The organism is Amycolatopsis sp. 2-15 (assembly GCF_030285625.1).
Classification (GTDB): domain Bacteria; phylum Actinomycetota; class Actinomycetes; order Mycobacteriales; family Pseudonocardiaceae; genus Amycolatopsis; species Amycolatopsis carbonis.
Genome location: NZ_CP127294.1, coordinates 5,702,660 through 5,720,582, shown reverse-complemented (window position 1 = coordinate 5,720,582; position 17,923 = coordinate 5,702,660). Strand labels below are relative to the sequence as shown.

15 protein-coding genes are annotated in these 17,923 nt (G+C 72.1%); 5 read left to right on the top strand and 10 right to left on the bottom strand.

Going from position 1 to position 17,923, the window contains the following annotated elements:
• Window positions 1–14: 14 nt before the first annotated feature.
• The 4 genes from QRX50_RS28255 to QRX50_RS28240 all read right to left on the bottom strand — a co-directional run bounded on the left by QRX50_RS28255 (window position 15) and on the right by QRX50_RS28240 (window position 3,556).
• Window positions 15–653: a TetR family transcriptional regulator gene (locus tag QRX50_RS28255; RefSeq protein WP_285966182.1), complete on the bottom strand. Its 639-nt coding sequence runs from the start codon at window positions 651–653 to the stop codon at window positions 15–17.
• Window positions 654–713: 60 nt separating this feature from the next.
• Window positions 714–995: an isoamylase early set domain-containing protein gene (locus QRX50_RS28250; protein WP_285966181.1), complete on the bottom strand. Its 282-nt coding sequence runs from the start codon at window positions 993–995 to the stop codon at window positions 714–716.
• A 95-nt stretch (window positions 996–1,090) separates the two neighbouring features.
• Window positions 1,091–2,116, bottom strand: a complete 1,026-nt coding sequence (locus tag QRX50_RS28245; RefSeq protein WP_285966180.1) for a 4Fe-4S binding protein — start codon at window positions 2,114–2,116, stop codon at window positions 1,091–1,093.
• Window positions 2,117–2,224: 108 nt separating this feature from the next.
• The gene (locus QRX50_RS28240; RefSeq protein WP_285966179.1) at window positions 2,225–3,556 is read right to left on the bottom strand and encodes an alginate lyase family protein; all 1,332 of its coding nucleotides are present in this window, start codon (window positions 3,554–3,556) and stop codon (window positions 2,225–2,227) included.
• A gap of 168 nt (window positions 3,557–3,724) precedes the next feature.
• On the opposite strand from QRX50_RS28240, the gene QRX50_RS28235 reads away from it, so the two are divergent.
• Window positions 3,725–6,259, top strand: coding sequence for an ATP-binding protein (locus tag QRX50_RS28235; RefSeq protein ID WP_285966178.1), 2,535 nt, complete (start codon window positions 3,725–3,727; stop codon window positions 6,257–6,259).
• Between the two features lie 11 nt (window positions 6,260–6,270).
• On the opposite strand, the gene QRX50_RS28230 is transcribed toward QRX50_RS28235, so the two are convergent.
• The 4 genes from QRX50_RS28230 to QRX50_RS28215 form a co-directional block, all read right to left on the bottom strand.
• A complete protein-coding gene (locus QRX50_RS28230) occupies window positions 6,271–7,941 on the bottom strand; it encodes an IlvD/Edd family dehydratase (protein ID WP_285974585.1) in 1,671 nt (556 codons plus the stop codon).
• A 131-nt stretch (window positions 7,942–8,072) separates the two neighbouring features.
• A complete protein-coding gene (locus tag QRX50_RS28225; RefSeq protein ID WP_285966177.1) occupies window positions 8,073–8,897 on the bottom strand; it encodes a carbohydrate ABC transporter permease in 825 nt (274 codons plus the stop codon).
• A gap of 1 nt (window position 8,898) precedes the next feature.
• On the bottom strand, window positions 8,899–9,864 hold the full coding sequence (locus tag QRX50_RS28220; RefSeq protein ID WP_285966176.1) for a carbohydrate ABC transporter permease: 966 nt from the start codon (window positions 9,862–9,864) through the stop codon (window positions 8,899–8,901).
• Window positions 9,864–11,156 carry an extracellular solute-binding protein gene (locus QRX50_RS28215; protein WP_285966175.1) on the bottom strand — a complete coding sequence of 431 codons (1,293 nt, stop codon included), beginning with the start codon at window positions 11,154–11,156 and terminating at the stop codon, window positions 9,864–9,866. The genes QRX50_RS28220 and QRX50_RS28215 overlap by 1 nt, the downstream gene beginning before the upstream one ends.
• A gap of 133 nt (window positions 11,157–11,289) precedes the next feature.
• On the opposite strand from QRX50_RS28215, the gene QRX50_RS28210 reads away from it, so the two are divergent.
• From QRX50_RS28210 to QRX50_RS28195, 4 genes are all read left to right on the top strand, one after another.
• The gene (locus tag QRX50_RS28210; RefSeq protein WP_285966174.1) at window positions 11,290–12,309 is read left to right on the top strand and encodes a LacI family DNA-binding transcriptional regulator; all 1,020 of its coding nucleotides are present in this window, start codon (window positions 11,290–11,292) and stop codon (window positions 12,307–12,309) included.
• The gene (locus QRX50_RS28205) at window positions 12,306–14,600 is read left to right on the top strand and encodes a beta-glucosidase family protein (RefSeq protein WP_285966173.1); all 2,295 of its coding nucleotides are present in this window, start codon (window positions 12,306–12,308) and stop codon (window positions 14,598–14,600) included. Before QRX50_RS28210 ends, QRX50_RS28205 begins: the two co-directional genes overlap by 4 nt.
• A 99-nt stretch (window positions 14,601–14,699) precedes the next feature.
• On the top strand, window positions 14,700–14,975 hold the full coding sequence (locus QRX50_RS28200) for a YggT family protein (RefSeq protein WP_285966172.1): 276 nt from the start codon (window positions 14,700–14,702) through the stop codon (window positions 14,973–14,975).
• Between the two features lie 137 nt (window positions 14,976–15,112).
• Window positions 15,113–16,051 (top strand): alpha/beta hydrolase fold domain-containing protein, encoded by a 939-nt coding sequence (locus QRX50_RS28195; RefSeq protein WP_285966171.1) that lies wholly within the window; start codon window positions 15,113–15,115, stop codon window positions 16,049–16,051.
• Window positions 16,052–16,054: 3 nt separating this feature from the next.
• Here the strand turns inward: QRX50_RS28195 and QRX50_RS28190 are convergent, their stop codons facing one another.
• Both QRX50_RS28190 and QRX50_RS28185 read right to left on the bottom strand, forming a co-directional pair.
• Window positions 16,055–16,816 (bottom strand): SDR family NAD(P)-dependent oxidoreductase, encoded by a 762-nt coding sequence (locus QRX50_RS28190; RefSeq protein ID WP_285966170.1) that lies wholly within the window; start codon window positions 16,814–16,816, stop codon window positions 16,055–16,057.
• A gap of 11 nt (window positions 16,817–16,827) precedes the next feature.
• Complete coding sequence (locus QRX50_RS28185) at window positions 16,828–17,826, bottom strand: acetamidase/formamidase family protein (protein WP_285966169.1); 999 nt, start codon at window positions 17,824–17,826, stop codon at window positions 16,828–16,830.
• Window positions 17,827–17,923: the final 97 nt, after the last annotated feature.

Genomic DNA, 17,923 nt, shown 5'->3' with positions numbered 1-17,923 from the left:
CGCGAGAGTCCTTTTCAGACGGTGGTGACGGGACGGCACGAACGCCGCTTCGGTGGCGGCAGAGCGAGCACCGCGCGCACGGCGGCGGCGAGGCGGCGGCGGCTGTCTTCGCCGACGCGGCCTTCGGCCAGCTCACGGCGGTAGAGCGCGCTCGGCAGGTCGACGACGCACGTGGTGATCACCTCGACGGCCACACCGTCACCGCGCTGCCACAGCTCGCGCGCGAGGCGCACGAGCAGGCGCACCAGGCGTTTGTCCAGCGCGTGCAGCGCCGCGGCGACCTCGTCGGGCAGCTGCGGGCCGAGCACGCGGTCGGGTGAGACGGTGATCATCAGCCGCGCGGCGTCGGGGCGTCGCACCGCCACGACGGCCGGCGCGTCGGCCGCGGCGACCACGGCCGCGACCGGGCCGGCCTCGGCCAGCGCGGTGTCGACCAGGCCTTCCTGCACGTCGACGAAGTGGGTCGCGGCCCGCAGCCAAGCGCGCCCGACGAGCGCGGGCAGCGAGCCGAAACTGTGGTAGATCGCGCTGTTCGGCGCGCCCGCGGCGAGCGCGAGCCCGCGCGCGGTGACCTCCTCGGGGCCGCGGTCGGCCACGAGTCGCTCGGCGACGTCGAGCAGTCGTTCGGGGTCGTGGATCCGCGGCCTGGGCACGAACCCGAGCGTAAAGGAACACGCGCTCCACAACAACGGTGTTGTGGAGCACACGTTCCCTTACTCGGCGACGAACACGCAGTCGTGTCCGTCGCGGGTCGCCACGTCGGGGTCGTCGAGCCACCGCCCACCCGTCGCGAGGTAGCGGAAGCGCAGCTGCACGCCGGGCCGCACCTCGACGGCGGCCGAACGCGTGCCGTTGGACCGCTTGCGCAGCTCGTGGCGCCCGGGCTGCCAGTCGTTGAAGTCGCCGACCACGCTGACCGGCCCCGGCGGGGTGTCGAGCGGGAGGACGAACGTCACCTTCCGCACCCCGCGGCCGGCTCGGCTGGTCTTGATCACGAGTGCTCCCCTTCGCTTTCCGGCTGGTTCCGCCGAAAAGCGTTCCACGCGGTCGGGCTCACGGGCGTGAGAACCGCCTGCCCGTCCGGGTGAACTCACGGCGTGCGGCCGGGGACCACCTTCACGGTCTTGTTCGGGAACCGGCGTTCCACATGGGACTTCGCGGCCGAGTCCGGGGTCACGTAGATCGTTTCTTCCTTGTCCTGCAACGGTCGCAGCACGGTGCGCATGAACTCGCGACGGTCTTCGAGATACGGCCCGAGCACGTCCTCACCCGCCGGGCACACCGCCATGCAGTAGGCCGCCTTGTAATTCGCCTTGAAGGAGAGGCTTTGCCACATCGACGCGTTCTCGGAATCGGTGACGCGCTCGCGGAACTCCGCGCCGTCGGCGCTGTCGGCGACGGTTTCCACCCAGTCGGTGAACCCGCCCATGAACTCGCGGTAGTTGTGCGTGGAGCAGGCGGCCCAGTCGAACTCGCCCGTCTTCGCGATGGCGCCGACGGGGCACGCGGCCACGCAGAGCTTGCACTCCACGCACGGGTTGTAGTCCAGCGCCTCGCCGTAGTCGGTCACCTCGGCGTCGACGAGCAGCGTGGCCAGCAGGACGAAGTTGCCGAACTTCGGGTGGATCACGTTGCGGTGCAGGCCCATCACGCCGAGGCCGGCCGCGACCGCGACGGTCTTGTGCGCCACCACCCAGATCCGGCCGGGGAAGCGGTCCATCTCCATCGGGAAGGTCGCCGACGGGTTGAGCGCGCGGTAGCCGGCGTCCTGCAGCACGCGGGTGATCGCGCGGGCCGCCTCGTTGATGATCTCGCCGCTGCGGTGGAACTCCTGGTTCGCGACGCTGCGCGCCGGCGTACGCACGTTGTCGCGGTTCATCCGCACCACGAGGGAGACCAGGCTGCGCGTGCCGGGCAGCGCGGAGAGTGCGTGGGGCCGCTCCCCGGCCAGGTCGGGGTGCTCCAGCGAAACGGCCGCGACGTCGTCGGCGCCCGCGGCCAACGCCAGCTCGCGCAGCCAGGCGGCGTCGATCGGCCCGGGCTTCGGCGGGGTGCCGCGCTCCAGCACGGCCCGCACCGACGGGTGGGCGGCGAGTTTGCGCGGCAGCTCGGTCACGAGGAGTCCTCCATCGGTAGGAATTTCCAACCAACATTCCCACGTGCTGAGTCCGATAACAAGACCAAGCCTGCCGCGGCGGGGACGCGCCCCGCCGCGGCGCCGGGCTCAGCCGGTGACCGAGATGTCGTCGAGCTGCTCGGCGGCCGGGCGGACCGGGTAGAGATCACCTCCCGGCGGGGCGGGGATGTGCGCAAGCGCGGCCTTCGCCTGGGCGTCACCCGCGTCGGCGGCGGCGTGGACGCTGTCGAGCGCCGCGTACTGCAGGAAGTTCAGGTCGGGCAGCGGCCACAACGACGCCCCACCGGTCGCGGCGGGCAGCAGGTGGTCGACGGCCTTGAACAGGCTGCCGCCCTCCGGCGTCCGGTAGGCCCACAGGTCCACGCCGACGTGGCGGCCGATCTGCGCGAGCCGGGTCAGCGCGACGAGGTTGAACGTGTGGTAGTGGAAGCTGCGCGTGCGCGTCGACTCCTCGGGCTGGCTGCCGTCGGCCGCGATCTGGTGGTCGAGACGGGTTTTCTCGGCTCCCGTCACGATCTGCTTGGTGAGCGCCTTGTCGCCCGCGTAGAGCGCGATGCCCGCGGAGAGCATGTCGTAGAAGGAGCCGTGGTTGTTGGTCTCGGCGGCTTCGTCCGTGCCGTTCTTGCTCGTGCGCAGCCAGGTCAGGAAGTCGGCCGACCAGCCCTTCATCGCCGTGGCGTCGGTCTTCGACCAGCCGGGCGCGCCCGCGTCGAGGATCCGGGCGGCGTCGAGGACCTGGGTGAAGGTGTAGGCGAACTCGATGATGCCGATGCCGCGGCCGTCGTTCTTGCACGGGATGCCCTGCGCGAAATCGAGGTTCGGGTTCATCTTCGTGGCGGCGTCGAGGAACCAGGTGCGCAGGTCGAGGGCCGCGCGCTGCGCGTACTCGGGCTTGCGCGTGTAGAACCAGGCGAGGGAGAGCTGGTAGATGGAGCTGAACGCGGTGAGCCGCTCGGCCTTGTCCGGGACGGCGGTGGTCTCGGGGTTGAGCACGCCGTCGCGCTGGACGTACGGGCAGCCCTGCGGGTTGTCGGCCGTCGCCGGCTGGCTGGGCCACCAGTAGGGCGCGAGGCTCAGGTAGTCGTGCTTGTCACCGCTCGGCGGCACGCGCTCCTTGTCGACGACCGTCCACGGGCCCTTGGTGAGCGCGGCGTCGGCCTGCTTGAGCAGGTCGGTCAGCGACGTGCGCAGGGTTCTGTCGCCGAGCAGCAGCCCGACGCGGTTCTTCGTCAGCCGCGTCCCGTCGAGCACCACGGTGTCGGGCTGGCACGCGAGCGAAATTATCGGCAACGCACAAACCTGAGGCGGCGGCTGCTGCGCGGGCGCGGCGCCGGCCGCCCCCGCGGTGGTGGCGAGCAACCCGGCGACGGTGGCGACGATCAGCGAGAGCCGGAATCGGGACCGTGAAGGAGGCAGCACTGCAACTCCGTTCAAGTATCTGAATAGCTGGCAGATATGTGAACTCAACGTAGGCAGTGGAACGGGTCGAGCCCAGTCGGCAGCACGGCCTGATGTTACGAAACTCCTGCTCGGATGCGCCCAAATGGGCCTGGCGTGCGTTACGTCCGCGGTTCTAGGGTCCAGACCATGCCGCCGGACCTGCGCTGCCTCACCTGCGGCGCTCCCCTGCCGGCCCCACCCGGCCCCGCAGGCGGCCGCCGTGCCCGCTTCTGCTCCGGCGCCTGCCGCCAGCGCGCCTACCGCCGCCGGGTGCGGTCCCGCCGGGCCGGCGCGGGGTGCCCCGGACGCGCCACGGAGCTCACTGCCCTGCGCCGGCTGCTGGGCCACCACCGGCTGGTGACGATCACCGGACCCGGGGGCATCGGCAAGTCCCGCCTGGCGGCGGAGCTGGGTGGGGCTTGTTGGGTGAATGCGTCCACTGTGGAGGGTGGCTCGGCCGAGCCTGGGGAGCGGGTTGCGCCAGACGGGCACGGCAGCCAGGCCCGCGCGAACACGGCCGGCGGTGCCGTCGAGCCCAGGCAGTCGGTGGTTCCAGACGGCAGCGAGCACCTGCTTGAAGCAGGCACGATCCACGCCCCGGACAACCTGGAGCAACCAGTCGTGCGCAACCAGAGTGACCTCCGGCTCGGGGCGAGCACAGCCGGCGTCGCGCCGGACCCCGAACCCGCGCTCGCTCCCGATGCCAGCAAGCGCCAGTCCCCCGCCGACGCAACCGACACCCCGACCCACCCCGCGCAACCGCTCGCGCCTGACGGAAGCGAGCGGCTCCTCGCCCCGAGCACCATCCGCCTCCCCGCCGACCTCGGCGACCTGCTCGTGCTCGACGGCTGCGAGGAGCGGCCCGATGTCTGCGCCGCACTGGTCGCGCGGCTGCTGCGGGAACACCGAAACCTGCGGATCGTCGCGACCAGCCGCATGGCTTTGGGAGTCGAGGGTGAGCAGGTGCTGCCGTTGCGGGGGCTGGCGCCCGCCGATGGGGCGCGGCTGTTGGTGGACCGGGTTCAGCTGCTCGACCCGTTTCTGGCCGTGAACCAGGGCGAGGTCGCCGAGCTGTGCCGGGTCCTGGAGGGCGTGCCCGCGGCTCTCGAACTGGTCGCGCCGCGGGTGCGGCTGCTGGGGGTGGCGGGAGCGCGCCAAGGACTCCGGACGGCGCTCGACCTGGCGCCCGGCAGGCGTTCGGTACGCGCGGACCTCGAGCGCGACCACCGGCGGCTCGGCGAGGCCGAACGCGAGGCCTGGCAACGGCTGTCGGTGCTGCCCGGGCCGTTCGACGCCGAGCTCGCGGCCGTGCTGGGGGCCGGGCCCGACGTGCTGGAGCGGCTGGTGGCGGCGTCGTTGCTGGTGCCCGAGCCCGCGGCCGACGGCACGACCGGTCTGCGCCTGTGGGCGGCCGGACGAGCCTTCGCCCGCGAGCAGCTCGGCGCGGCGGGCGGCACTGACGCCGCCTTCGAGCGGCTGGCCGACCACCTCGAGAGGGAGATCGAACCGCACCTCACCGCGTTCCTGGTGCCGGACGGGCTCTGCCGGAAGCTCGTCGCCCGCGCCGAACCCGTGCACGCTACGATCGGCTGGCTCACCGAGCGGGGCGACGCCCGGCTGGCGACGTTAACGTGCGGGCTCGCGCGGTCGTGGCTGGCGCTGGGCCGCAACGTCGCCGAGAGCGAGCAGCTGCTGCGCGACGCACTGCCGCACGTCGAGGACCGGCCGGACCTCAAGGCCTCCCTCCTCGCGGCCCTGTGCAAGGCGGCGCACCGCACCGGCCGGTACGCCGAACAGCTGAAGCTGGGCGAGGAAGCCCTCACCATCGAGTCCGCTTTGGACCGAAAGGCGCGCAAAGCATCGATCCTCGACCTGCTCGCCGCCGGGCTGCGGGCGTCGGGCCGGCGCGCGGACGAGCGTTACCGCGAAGCGCTGACGATCGCGCGCGAGCTCGCCGATCCGGCCGTGATCTCGTTGCTGCTCAACGATCTCGCCTGGGCCGCCCTCGAGTCAGGCGACCTCACGACCGCCCGCGACGTCCTCGCCGAAGGCCTCCCCCTCGCCCGCGCCCACGCGACGCCCGGGCGGCTCGCCAGCGTGCTGCACACCGCCGGCGCGCTGGCCCTCGCTGCGCACGACCACGCGACGGCCGAGGCGCGGTTCGTGGAAGCGCTGCTCGTGACCAACCCCACCGACGGGCTGAAGGTCCCGTACTTCACCGAGGGCGTCGCGATCGTCCTCACCACCCGCGGCGAACACGAGCGCGCGCTGGGCCTGTTCGCCTGCGCCGACGCCGTCCGCCGCGGGCTGGGCGCCGTCGCCGAACCCGCGTGGCGCCATCGCGTCCGGCAGGCGACCGCGGCCGCCACCACGGGCCTCGACCCTCGCCGCGCCCACGCGGCCACCCGGGCGGGCGCGCGCGTCTCCCTCGCCGCGGCCGTCGCCCACGCCCTCGACGCGAGCGCGCACTTCCACGCCACCGGCCACGGTCAGCTGACGCCCCAGGAGCACACCGTCGCCGCCCTCGTGACCGACGGCCTCACCAACCAGCAGATCGCCCGCCGCCTCGGCATCGCCCCGCGCACGGTCGCCACCCACCTCGAACGCATCCGCGCGAAGCTCGGCGTCCGCCCGCGCTCCGCCCTGGCGGCCTGGTTCACCCGCACCACCGCCGACGGATGACCGAAACCCCGTCAGTGCGAATCGCGCGGTACACCCGGGCCGCGGGAACCGTGGAGGAAGTCGAAGTCCGCGCCTTGGTTCGCCTGGGTCACGTGGTGCGTGTAGAGCCACGTATAGCCGCTGACATAAGGCGATTCCGGCGCCGACCACGCCGCACGCCGGGCCACCAGCTCCTCGTCGGACACGTGCAGGGTCAGCGAACGCCCCGGGGTGTCCAGCGTGATCCGGTCGCCTGTGCGCACCAGGGCGAGCGGCCCGCCCGCGGCGGACTCGGGGCTGACGTGCAGCACGACCGTGCCGTAGCCGGTGCCGGACATGCGGCCGTCGCAGATGCGCACGAGGTCGGTGACGCCGTTCTTGAGCAGCTTGGCCGGCAGCGGCACGTTGGCGACCTCCGGCATACCCGGGTAGCCCTTCGGGCCGGCGCCGCGGATGACCAGCACGGTGTCGGCGGTGACGTCCAGATCCGGGTCGTCGGCGACGCGGTGGTAGTCCTCGGCGGTGTCGAACACCAGCGCCGGGCCGGTGTGCGTGAGCAGGTCCGGCGAGGCGGCCGACTGTTTGATCACCGCACCGTCGGGAGCGAGGTTCCCGGTCAGCACGGCCGTGCCCGAACCCGTGGGCTGGAACGGCTCGGTCACCGGGGTGATCACCTCGTCGTTCCAGCACTGGGCGTCGGACACGTTGTCCGCCAAGGACTTCCCGGTCACCGTGACCGTGCCGGGGTGTAGCAGGCCGGCTTCGGCCAAGCGCCGGACGACAACGGGCAGACCACCGGCGTAGCAGAAGTCCTCCATCAGGAACTTGCCCGACGGCATCAGGTTCACGAGCGTCGGGACGTCGCGGCCCAGCGCGTCGAAGTCCGACATCTGCAGCGGCACGCCGACGCGGCCCGCGAGCGCCAGCAGGTGGATGATCGCGTTGGTGGAGCCGCCGATGGCCGCGTTCACGCGGATCGCGTTCTCGAACGCCTCGCGGGTCAGGATCGACGACGGCCGCAACTGTTCCTCGACCATCGCCACGATCCGCTGCCCCGCCGCCTGCGCCGTCTCGAAGCGGCGCGCGTCGACGGCCGGCCACGTCGCCGAGCCGGGCAGCTGCATGCCGAGTGCCTCAGCGAGACACGCCATGGTGGACGCGGTGCCCATGGTCATGCAGTGGCCGTTGGAGCGTGCCATGCAGCCCTCGGCGAAGAAGCACTCCTCCTGGCTCATGCGCCCGGCCTTGAGTTCCTCCTCGAACTTCCACACGTGCGTGCCGGACCCGACGTCCGCACCGCGGAACTTGCCGTTGAGCATCGGCCCGCCGGTCACCATCACCGCGGGCAGGTCCACGCTCGCCGCGCCCATCAGCATCGCCGGGGTGGTCTTGTCGCAGCCGGACAGCAGCACCACGCCGTCGAGCGGGTTGGCGCGGATGAGCTCCTCGACCTCCATCGCCATCAGGTTGCGGTAGAGCATGGCGGTGGGGCGCATGAGCGTCTCGCCGGTGGCCATCGTCGGGAACGCCAACGGGAACCCGCCGGCCTGCCACACCCCGCGTTTCACCGCCTCGGCCACACGCGTGAGGTGCACGTTGCACGGCGCCAGCTCCGATGCGCTGGTCGCGATCCCGATCACGGGCCGGCCATCGAACACGTCGGAGCCGAAACCCTGCGACCGCATCCACGACCGGTGGATCATCCCGGCGCGGCCCGACGCGCCGAACCAAGCCGCGCTGCGCCGTTCTCCAGCCTGCTCACCCACGCGAACCTCCTGTAGCCGACGGTGCGTGCCTCCTCACTCCACCGCAGACCATCCGGCGGGGCAAGTGATCAGCCCTTGACCGACCCGGTCAGCCCACCCACGATCCGCCGTTGCGCCACCGCGAAGAACCCCAGCGCCGGCACCATCGACAGCGCGGTGAACGCCAGCACTCGCGCCGTGTCCTGCGAATACTGCGACTGGAACGTCGCGACGCCCAGCGGCAGCGTGAAATGCGCGCTGTCGTTGAACACCAGCAGCGGCAGCAGATACGCGTTCCAGCTCGTGACGAACGCGAGCACCGCCACCGTGGTGAGCGCGGGCGCCGAGAGCGGCAGCATGATCCGCCAGAAGAATCCGAGCCGGCTCGCGCCGTCGAGCACCGCGGCGTCCTCGAGCTCCCCGGGCACGGCGTGCATGAACGGCCGCAGGATCACGATCGTCACCGGCAGCGAGAACGCCGCCTCGGGGATCGCGACGCCCAGCGGGTTCTCCAGCAGCCCCAGCTGGCGCAACCACAGGTACAGCGGCAGCGTGGCGACGCCCAGCGGGAAGAGCAGCCCGAGCGTGAACAGGGCATACACGGCTTCGCGGCCCTTGAAGGCGTAGCGGGACAAAGCGAACGCCGCCATCGAGCCCAGGCCCACGGCCAGCGCGGTCGCGAGCACCGCGATCAGCGCGCTGTTGCCGAGGAACCGCCAGAAGTCCGGCGAGGTGACCACACTGCGGTAGTTGTCCCACACCCACGGTCCCGGCAGGCCAGCCGGGTCGGTGTTGAGCTGCCCGTTCGTGCGGAAGCCGCCGAGCACCACGAACAGCAGCGGCACCACCGTGACCACCACGACGACGACCGCGGCCGCGTAGCCCGCGACCAGGCCCCAGCGCCGGCCCGCCACGTCAGCTCACCGCCCGGGTCAGGGCACCGGCGGTGTCACGGCGAAGCGCGAACCGTTGGTACACCAGCGCGAACACGAAGCAGATCGCGAACAGCACCACGGCGACCGCGCTGCCGAAGCCGAACTCATAGCGCTTGAACCCGTGGTCCACGAGGTAGCTCGCCATCGTGGTCGACGCGTTGGCGGGCCCGCCGAGCGTCATGATCCACACGAGGTCGAACAGCTGCAGCGAACCGATCACGCTCAGGAACACCCAGATCCGGATCGTCGGGCCGAGCAGCGGCAGCACCACGTGGCGCGTGGTCTGCCACCCGGTGGCGCCGTCTAGCGCGGCGGCTTCCCGCAGCTCCGGTGGCACACCCTGCAGGCCCGCGAGCAGCAGGATGATGCCGAAGCCGAGATACTTCCACGTCATGACCACGAACAGCGTGTAGAGCACGAGGCCCGGGTCCGCGAGCCATTGGTGCACGAGCCCGCCCAGGCCCACGCCGCGCAGCAGCTCGTCCACGAACCCGTTCGGCTGCAACATCAGCAGCCAGATCACCGCGGTGATGGCCTCCGACAGCACGTACGGCGCGAACACGACCATCCGGAGGACCGTGCGGCCCTTGAGCTTGCGGTCCAGCAGCAGCGCGAGGCCGATGCTCAGCGGCAGCTGGATGACGATGGAGAGCACGGCGATGACCACGTTGTGCCCGATCGCGCCGCGGAACACCGCGCCGCCGAACGCGTCGGCGTAGTTCTGCAACCCCACGAAGTTCGTGAGCGGGCCGAACCCGTTCCACGAGTACAAGCTGTAGTACACCGCGATGCCGATGGGCACGAGCACGAACCCGGCGAACAGCACCAGCGAGGGGCCGAGCAGCAGCGCCAGCTCCAGCCGGGTGCGGCCCCGGCGCCGCGCGGGGCGCTCGCGTGCACTGTGGACGGTCCGCGCGAGCGGCCGCGGCGGAGCGGGAGCCGCCATCACTTGTTCCCGGTGGCGGCCTGGTTCACGGCCTGCACCACCGCTTCCGGGTTGCCCTGCCCCGCGAACAGGTTCGCGACGGCGTCGTTGAGCGCCTGCCCGACGGCGGTCGGGAACGCGCGGTCGAAGTACATCTGCACGGACGAGGCCTTGCGCGTCTGCTCGGCGACCGCCTTGAGGGACTCGCTCTTCAACGACGCCACCGCGTCCGCGTTCACCGGCAGGCCCGACCCGGCTTCGGCGATCTTCTTCTGCACCGGCGTGCTCGTGAGGTACTGCAGGAACCCGGCGCACGCGGCCGCGGCGCGCGTCGTGCACGAGAACCCGTCACCGCCACCGAGCAGCACGGCGGGGTCACCTGCGGCACCGGGCACCGACGGGAAGGGGAACCAGCCGAGCTTGGCGTCGAGGTCCTTGTCGTCGGTGAGCGAGGACATCGTGCTCGGGTCCCAGTCGCCCTGCAGCTCCATCGCGGCCTTGCCGTTGGCGACCAGCCCGGCCGAGCTGCCCGCGCCCTGCTGGGCCGGCGTGCCGTTGAAACCGGTCTGGAACGGCTGTGTCGCGAGGAAGCCCTGCAGGTCCTGGCCGGCCTTGACCCAGCACGGGTCCTGCAGCTTCACGGCCGCGATCTCGTCTTTGAGCACCTGCGGGGAGCACTCGCGCACGGCGAAGTAGTCGTAGTAGAACGCGTCGGGCCAGCGGTCCTTGCCGCCGAGCGCGATGGGCGCGATGCCCGCGGCCTTCAGCTTGCCGACGGCGGCGGCGAAGTCGGCCATGGTCGTCGGCGGGGCCGTGATCCCGGCCTGGGCGAAGAGGTCCTTGCGGTACCAGAATCCGACGACGTGCTGCACGTACGGCACGCCGTACTGCTTCCCGCCGACCTGCCAGCCCTGCGCCGTCGAGCCCAGTCCGCCGATCCAGCCCTGCACCGACGACGTCAGGTCCGCCACGCGGCCCGACTCGACCTGGGAGGCCTCGTCCCCGCCGCCCCACTGCTGGTAGAGGTCCGGCGGCGTGGCCGACTGCAGCGCCAGCGGCACCTTCGTGGGGAACTCCTCGTTCTGGATCGGCTGCACCGTGAACGAGACGTCGGGGTGCTCCCGGTGGTAGTCGTCGGCGACCTGCTGCCACAGCGAGCGCACGGGTTCCGCGGTGCCGTTGTGCCACCAGGTCAGGGTGACCGGTCCCGACGCGGCGGCCGGGCCCTCGTCGCCACCTCCCCCGCACGCGGAGAGCACGAGCGCGGCTGCCGCGACGAGCGCGGCGAGGGGAAATCTCCGGCTGGGACGCATGGCGGATCCACTCCTGACGACTTCGGCCGAGTTGGACGGGGCGTGACGGCGCCCGGGATGGCGAAGAGTCTGCGCGCCCGAAATTCCCGTGTCAATCGTTGTCGATAACGTTTTACATCGCTAGTCTGTGCCGGTGCAGCCTCGTTCCCGTGTCACGATCCGTGACGTCGCCGCCCGTGCCGGAGTGTCGGTCGCGACGGTCTCGAAGGTGATCAACCAGCGCTACGGCGTCGCCGCCGACACGTTCGCGCGCGTCCGTGCCGTGATCGACGAGCTGGGCTACGAGGCGAGCCTCGTGGCGCAGAGCCTGCGCAACCACAAGACCAACGTGATCGGCATCCTCGTGGCCGATCTCGAGCCGTTCAGCACCGAGCTGCTCAAGGGCGCGGCGGACGCGATCCGCGGCACCGGGTTCGAGCTCGTCGTGTACTCGGCGGGCGGGCGCACCGGCGATCCGGAGGGCTGGGAGCGCCGGTACCTCTCGCGCCTGAGCGGCACGCTCGTCGACGGCGCCGTGCTCGTCACGCCCGCGGCCGAGCTCGAAGGCCTGCCCGGGACTCCGGTCGTCGCCGTGGATCCGCACACCGGGCGCTCACCGATGCCGGCGATCGTCTCCGACAACCTGCGCGGCGCACAGCTGGCGACCGAGCACCTGCTGGAGCTCGGGCACCGGCGGATCGCGCTGCTCGCGGGCCGGCCGGACCTGCAGTCCGCCCAGCTGCGCGAAACCGGCTACCGGCGCGCGCTGGCCGCGGCCGGTGTCGAGGTGGACGAAACCCTTGTCGTGGCGGGTGACTACGACGGCGAGCTGGCGGCCGCGTCGGCGCGGGAGCTGCTGACCCGCCCCGACCGGCCCACGGCCGTGTTCGCCGGCAACGACACCTCCGCCATCGCGACCCTGGCCGCCGCCACGGTGCTGGGCCTGCGCGTGCCGGACGACGTCTCGGTGGTCGGCTTCGACAACATCCCCGAGTCGGCACTGTGCACTCCCCCGCTGACCACGGTGCAGCAGCCCATCCGCGAGATGGGCCACCGGGCCATCACCGTCCTCATCGGACTCATCAACGGCGACCCCGAGGAGCGTGAGCCCGTGGTGCTCGACACGGAACTGGTGGTGCGCTCGTCGAGCGCCGCGCCGCGGGCCGGCGCGTGACGACCGAGACCGCGCCCGAACCCTGGCGCGACCCGCGACTGCCCGTGGCCGAGCGCGTGCGCGACCTCGTGGCGCGCATGACCACGCGGGAAAAAGTGGCGCAGCTGTCCGGGATCTGGGTCGGCATGGACTCCGGTGGTGAGGTCGCGCCGCACCAGCACGACTTCGCCCACGACCCGCCGGATTGGGACGCGCTCGTGCCCCACGGGGTCGGGCAGCTGACCCGCGCGTTCGGCACGCGGCCGGTCGACCCGGAGATCGGCGCGCGGGGCCTCGCGCGGACGCAGGAGGAGATCGTGGCGCGCGGGCGCTTCGGCATCCCCGCCGTGGTGCACGAGGAGTGCCTCACGGGCCTGGCGGCGTGGCAGGCCACGGTGTACCCGGCGCCGCTGTGCTGGGGCGCGAGCTTCGACCCGGATCTCGTGGGGCGCATGGCTTTCCGCATCGGGGAGACCATGCGGGCGCTCGGCGTGCACCAGGGGCTGGCGCCGGTACTGGACGTGGCGCGGGACCTGCGCTGGGGCCGGATCGAGGAGACCATCGGCGAGGACCCGTACCTCGTGGGCACGATCGGCGCGGCCTACGTCGCCGGGCTCGAGTCGGCCGGGATCGTCGCGACGCTCAAACACTTCGCGGGTTACTCCGCGTCGAAGGCCGGGCGCAACCTCGCGCCGGTGTCGGTCGGCCCGCGCGAGCTCGCCGACGTGCTGCTGCCCCCGTTCGAGCACGCGCTGCGCGCCGGGGCGCGGTCGGTGATGAACTCCTACACCGACCTCGACGGGCTGCCGGCGGCGGCCGACCCGGGTCTGCTCACCACGCTGCTGCGTGAACGCTACGGGTTCTCCGGCACGGTGGTGTCCGACTACTTCTCCGTGGCGTTCCTGCACGCCCTGCACAACGTCGCCACCGGACCGGCGGACGCGGCGGGACAGGCGCTGACGGCGGGCATCGACGTCGAACTGCCCACAGTGGACTGTTACGGCTCGCCGCTCGTGGCCGCGCTGGCGGACGGCGGCATCGACGAGTCCCTGGTGGACCGAGCGCTGCACCGCGTGCTGACGCAGAAGTTCGAGCTGGGCCTGCTGGATCCCGGCTGGTCGCCCCACCCGGCCGGGACCGAGCTGGACGACGCCGAGTCGCGGGCACTGGCGCGAGAGCTCGCCGAGCGGTCGGTGGTGCTGCTGTCGAACACCGGAGCGTTGCCGCTGCGTTCCGGTGTCCGGCTGGCGGTCGTGGGCCCGCGCGCGGACGAACCGGGCGCGATGCTCGGCTGTTACTCGTTCCCGATGCACGTCGGCGTCCACCACCCGGACGTGCGGTTCGGGCTCGACGTGCCCACGGTCGCCGAGGCGCTGCGGGAGTCGTTCGACGTCACTTTCGCCGCCGGCTGCGGCGTCACCGGCGGCACGGACACCGACCTCGCCGCGGCCGTCGAGGCGGCCGCGGCGGCGGACGTCTGCGTCGCCGTGCTCGGCGACCGGGCGGGCCTGTTCGGCGGCGGTACGTCCGGCGAAGGCTGCGACGCCGCCGACCTGCGGCTGCCCGGCCGGCAGGAGGAGCTGCTCGAAGCGGTGCTGGCGACGGGCACACCCGTGGTGCTGGTGCTGCTGTCCGGCCGGCCCTACGAGCTCTCGCGCCAGGTCGAGCGCTTGGCGGCCGTCGTGTGCGGGTTCTACCCCGGGGAAGAGGGCGCCGCGGCGCTCGCCGGGGTCCTCACGGGCCGGGTCGAGCCGTCGGGCCGCCTGCCGGTGAGCTTTCCGGCCGCCGGGGCCAGCCAGCCGTCGACCTACCTCGGCGCGGCGCCGGCCGCGCGCAGCGACGTCAGCTCGGTCGACCCGACGCCCCTGTTCCCGTTCGGCCACGGCCTCGCCTACCACCCGGCCACGTGGGTTTCGGTCACCGGCGCGACCGCGTGGCCGGCGGACGGGTCGTGCCGGGTGAGCGTGACACTGCACAACCCGCACGGCACGGCGACGTCTGAAGTCGTGCAGGTCTACCTCCACGACCCGGTCGCCGAGGTGGCACGCCCGCTGCGGCAGCTGATCGCCGCGCCGCGCGTGGCACTCCCGCCCGGACAGACCCGCGTGGTGCACCTGGACCTGCACGCGGACCTCGCCTCCTACACCGGCCGGGCCGGCGACCGGATCGTCGACACCGGGGCGGTGGAGCTGCTCGTGGGCCCGTCGAGCGCGGTCGCGCACACCGTGCTGGCGCTGCCGATCACGGGGGCGCGGCGCGTCGTGGGGTTCGACCGCGTGCTCCAGCCGCGGGTCACGGTGGTCCCGGGCTGACCATTCGCTGATAACTCGCTGAGAACTCCCCCAAACGGGACACTCCGCGGGCGCTCCCGGCGTTGAGCCAGGTGAACGACCCACCCTGAGGAGTGTGTGATGAGCCTGATCGGAACGCTGGTCGGGTACGTGCTGACCCTGTTCATCCTCGCGCTGATCGCGCGCATGATCCTGGATTGGACGCGCCTGGCGACCACCGGGCCGGCGTGGCTCGGGAAGGCGCGCTACTACAGCCACCGCGTGACCGAGCCGGTGATCGCCCCCGTGCGCCGTGTGCTGCGGCCCGTGCGCGCCGGCGGGCTGTCGATCGACCTCGCGTTCACCGTGGTGTTCTTCGCGGCGCTGATCGTGCGGTCGGTCGCGTTCGCCCTGTGACGGATGCCGCCGGCCGCCCGGGCGACGGGCAGCACCTCATGGCTGCGCGAAATCGGTCCGGATGCCGGGAAACACCACCTCGTCCCGCTTCCTGGTACGGCTACCGGCCGGCGGCCGGGGTGGGTGATAGTCGGCTCGTGACCCAGGTGCTCCCCGCTCTCCCGCAGACCGCCCCGCCGGACCCCGAGCCCGCCGCCGGCCGGGTGCTCTACCGCGACGCCGTGGTCGCTCCCCTGCTCGGCTACCGGCCGCTGCTGCTCGACCTCGCCGTGCCGGCCGGTCCGCCGCCGCCCACCGGGTGGCCGGTGGTGGTGTTCGTGCACGGCGGTGCGTTCGCCGTGGGTTCGCCCAAGCACGCGCCGCTCGGCCGGTATCTCGCCCAACGGTTGCCCGCGGCCGGGTTCGCGGTGGCTTTGGTCCACTTCAGACACAGCCGCGAAGCGGTGTACCCGGCACAGCTGCACGACGTGAAGGCCGCGGTGCGCTGGCTGCGCCACCACCACACGACGCTCGCGCTGGACCCGGACCGGTTCGCCGCTTGGGGCCACGCCGCGGGCGGGCACCTGGCGGTGATGCTCGCCGTGACCGGCGGCCGGCCCGAGCTGGAAGGCGACATCGGCCTGCTCGGCCCGGACAGCGTGGTGCAGGCGGCCGTGGCGTGGAGCCCGCCTTCGGACTTCACGCGGCTGCCGCCGCCTCCGCCGAGCTCACCGTTCCACGCCACCGGCGAAGACCCGCACGCGTGGCTGCTCGGTGGCGCGCCCGCGCAGCACCCGGCGCTCGCCGCCGCGGCCAGCCCGCTCACGCACGTGAGCGAGTCCGCCGCGCCGCTGCTGGTCGTGCACGGCACCGCCGATGACGTCGTGCCCGTCACCCAGAGCGAAACCCTCATCGCCACCTACTGGCAGGCGGGCGCCGACGCCGAGTTCGCGTGGCTCGAGGACGCCGGCCACGTCTACGGACTCGGCACTCGCGAAGCCATGACCACCGCGGGCATCGACTTCGTTCGCAAACAGCTCGGCGCTCCGAACCCGAGGGCCCGAAGCGCCGGACAACACAGCGCCGAACAGAACTGAGACCTACAGCTGCACACCCCGCGACAGCGCACCGTCGACGACCAGGTTCGTCCCGGTGATGAACGACGCCTGCGAGCTCGCCAGCATGGTCACCGCGTACGCGATCTCCTCCGGCGTGCCCATGCGGCCCATCGGGTTGAGGCCGAGCGCGGTGTTGAACAGCTCCGGGTTGCCGCTCTCGGTGCTGTGCCAGATGCCGCCCTCGAAATACGTGTTGCCGGGCGACACGGTGTTGGCACGGATGCCCTTCGGCGCCAGCTGCAGGGCCAGGCCCTGGATGTAGTGCACCACCGCGGCCTTCATCGTCCCGTACGCAGGAGCGGCGAAGTCGATCTCGCGGCCGGAAACGCTCGAGATCGCGATGATCGAGGCGGCCTCGCTGCGTTCCAGGTACGGCAGTGCGGTCTCGACGACGCGCACCGTGTGCATGAGGTCGACCTCGAAGCTCGCGCGCCAGTTCTCCTCGGTCGGGCCGATGGACAGGGCGCTGACGTTCGCCACCACGATGTCGAGGCCGCCCAGGTCGGCCGCGGCGCGCTCGACCCACGAGGTCAGCGCTTCGCCGTCGGCGACGTCCACGGCGTCGCCGGACACGGTCGCGCCGGCGTCGCGGAACTCCTTCTCCGTGGCGCGCACCTCGGATTCGGTGCGCGCGCAGAACGCCACCGCGGCGCCCTCGCCCGTGAGCGCGGCGACGACCGCGCGCCCGATCCCCTTGGTACCGCCGGTCACCAGGGCCTTGCGCCCGGCCAGCCGCAGATCCATGCGTTTTCCTCCTAGAGCTTCGCGGCCTGCTCGCGCAGGTACCGGTGCATTCCGCCGTAGGCCTCGCCCGTGGGCAGCAGGCGCTTGGCGATCTTGGTGACGGCGCTGTAGTTCGCGTCGACGACGTTGGCCAGCGGGGCCTGGCTGATCTGCGTGAGCAGCTGGTAGGCGTCGAGCGGGTCGAGCCCGTAGAGCTCGCCGAGCCAGCCGATCATGCCGTGCTGGCTCGACCGCCACGCGTCTTCCAGAGGACGCGAGGAAGCGACGACCACGTAGTTCTCGTCCTGCTCGATGCGCGGCCACACCGGCGCGCCGCCCTTGATCAGCTCCACGATCAGCGTCACGTTCATGGCGCCTTCCACGGCCGTGCCACAGGCCTCGCCCTCACCCTGGCGGTAGTGCCCGTCGCCGACCGAGAACAGCGCACCCGGCACGTTCACGCCCAGGTAGCAGGTGGCACCCGCCTTCATCTCCGGCGTGTCCATGTTGCCGCCGAACATGTCCGGCACCAGCGACGTGCGGACCTCCCGCCCGGCCGGCGCGACACCCACCGTGCCGAGCATCGGCTCAACCGGCAGGTCCACGCGGAAGTCACCGCGCAGCGCCTCGAACACCACGACCTGCTTCTCGCGGTCGAGCTGGTAGATCCAGGTCAGCTCGGGCAGCGGCTCGTGCAGCATCGCCGTGCGGTCGGTCGCGGTGAGCCCGCCGAAGAACGGGATGGTCGCCGACGCGGCCCAGTCACGCGCCGGTTCCAGATCCACGAAGTGCAGCGCCAGTGTGTCACCGGGTTCCGCGCCGTCCACAAAGAACGGTCCCGTCTGCGGGTTGACCTCCCGCATGTCCAGCTTCTCGCTCGGCTTGTCCGACGCGCTCTGCAACCGGCCGCTGAACGCGTCCTCGGTCCAGAGTTTCAACACCGTGCCGGGCTGCACCGTCCGGATCGGGGCGACCCCGCCGAAGGTCCACGCGTACTGCTCGCGTTCGGGGGTGAACTCGACGATCTCCACGCTGGCTCCTCATGCCGAAAGCTGCACACGACCGGCCCCCCGCCGCGGTCGATCTTGCCGACCCGAGCGGCCGCGGGCAAGTCAGCGCGCCGGTGTC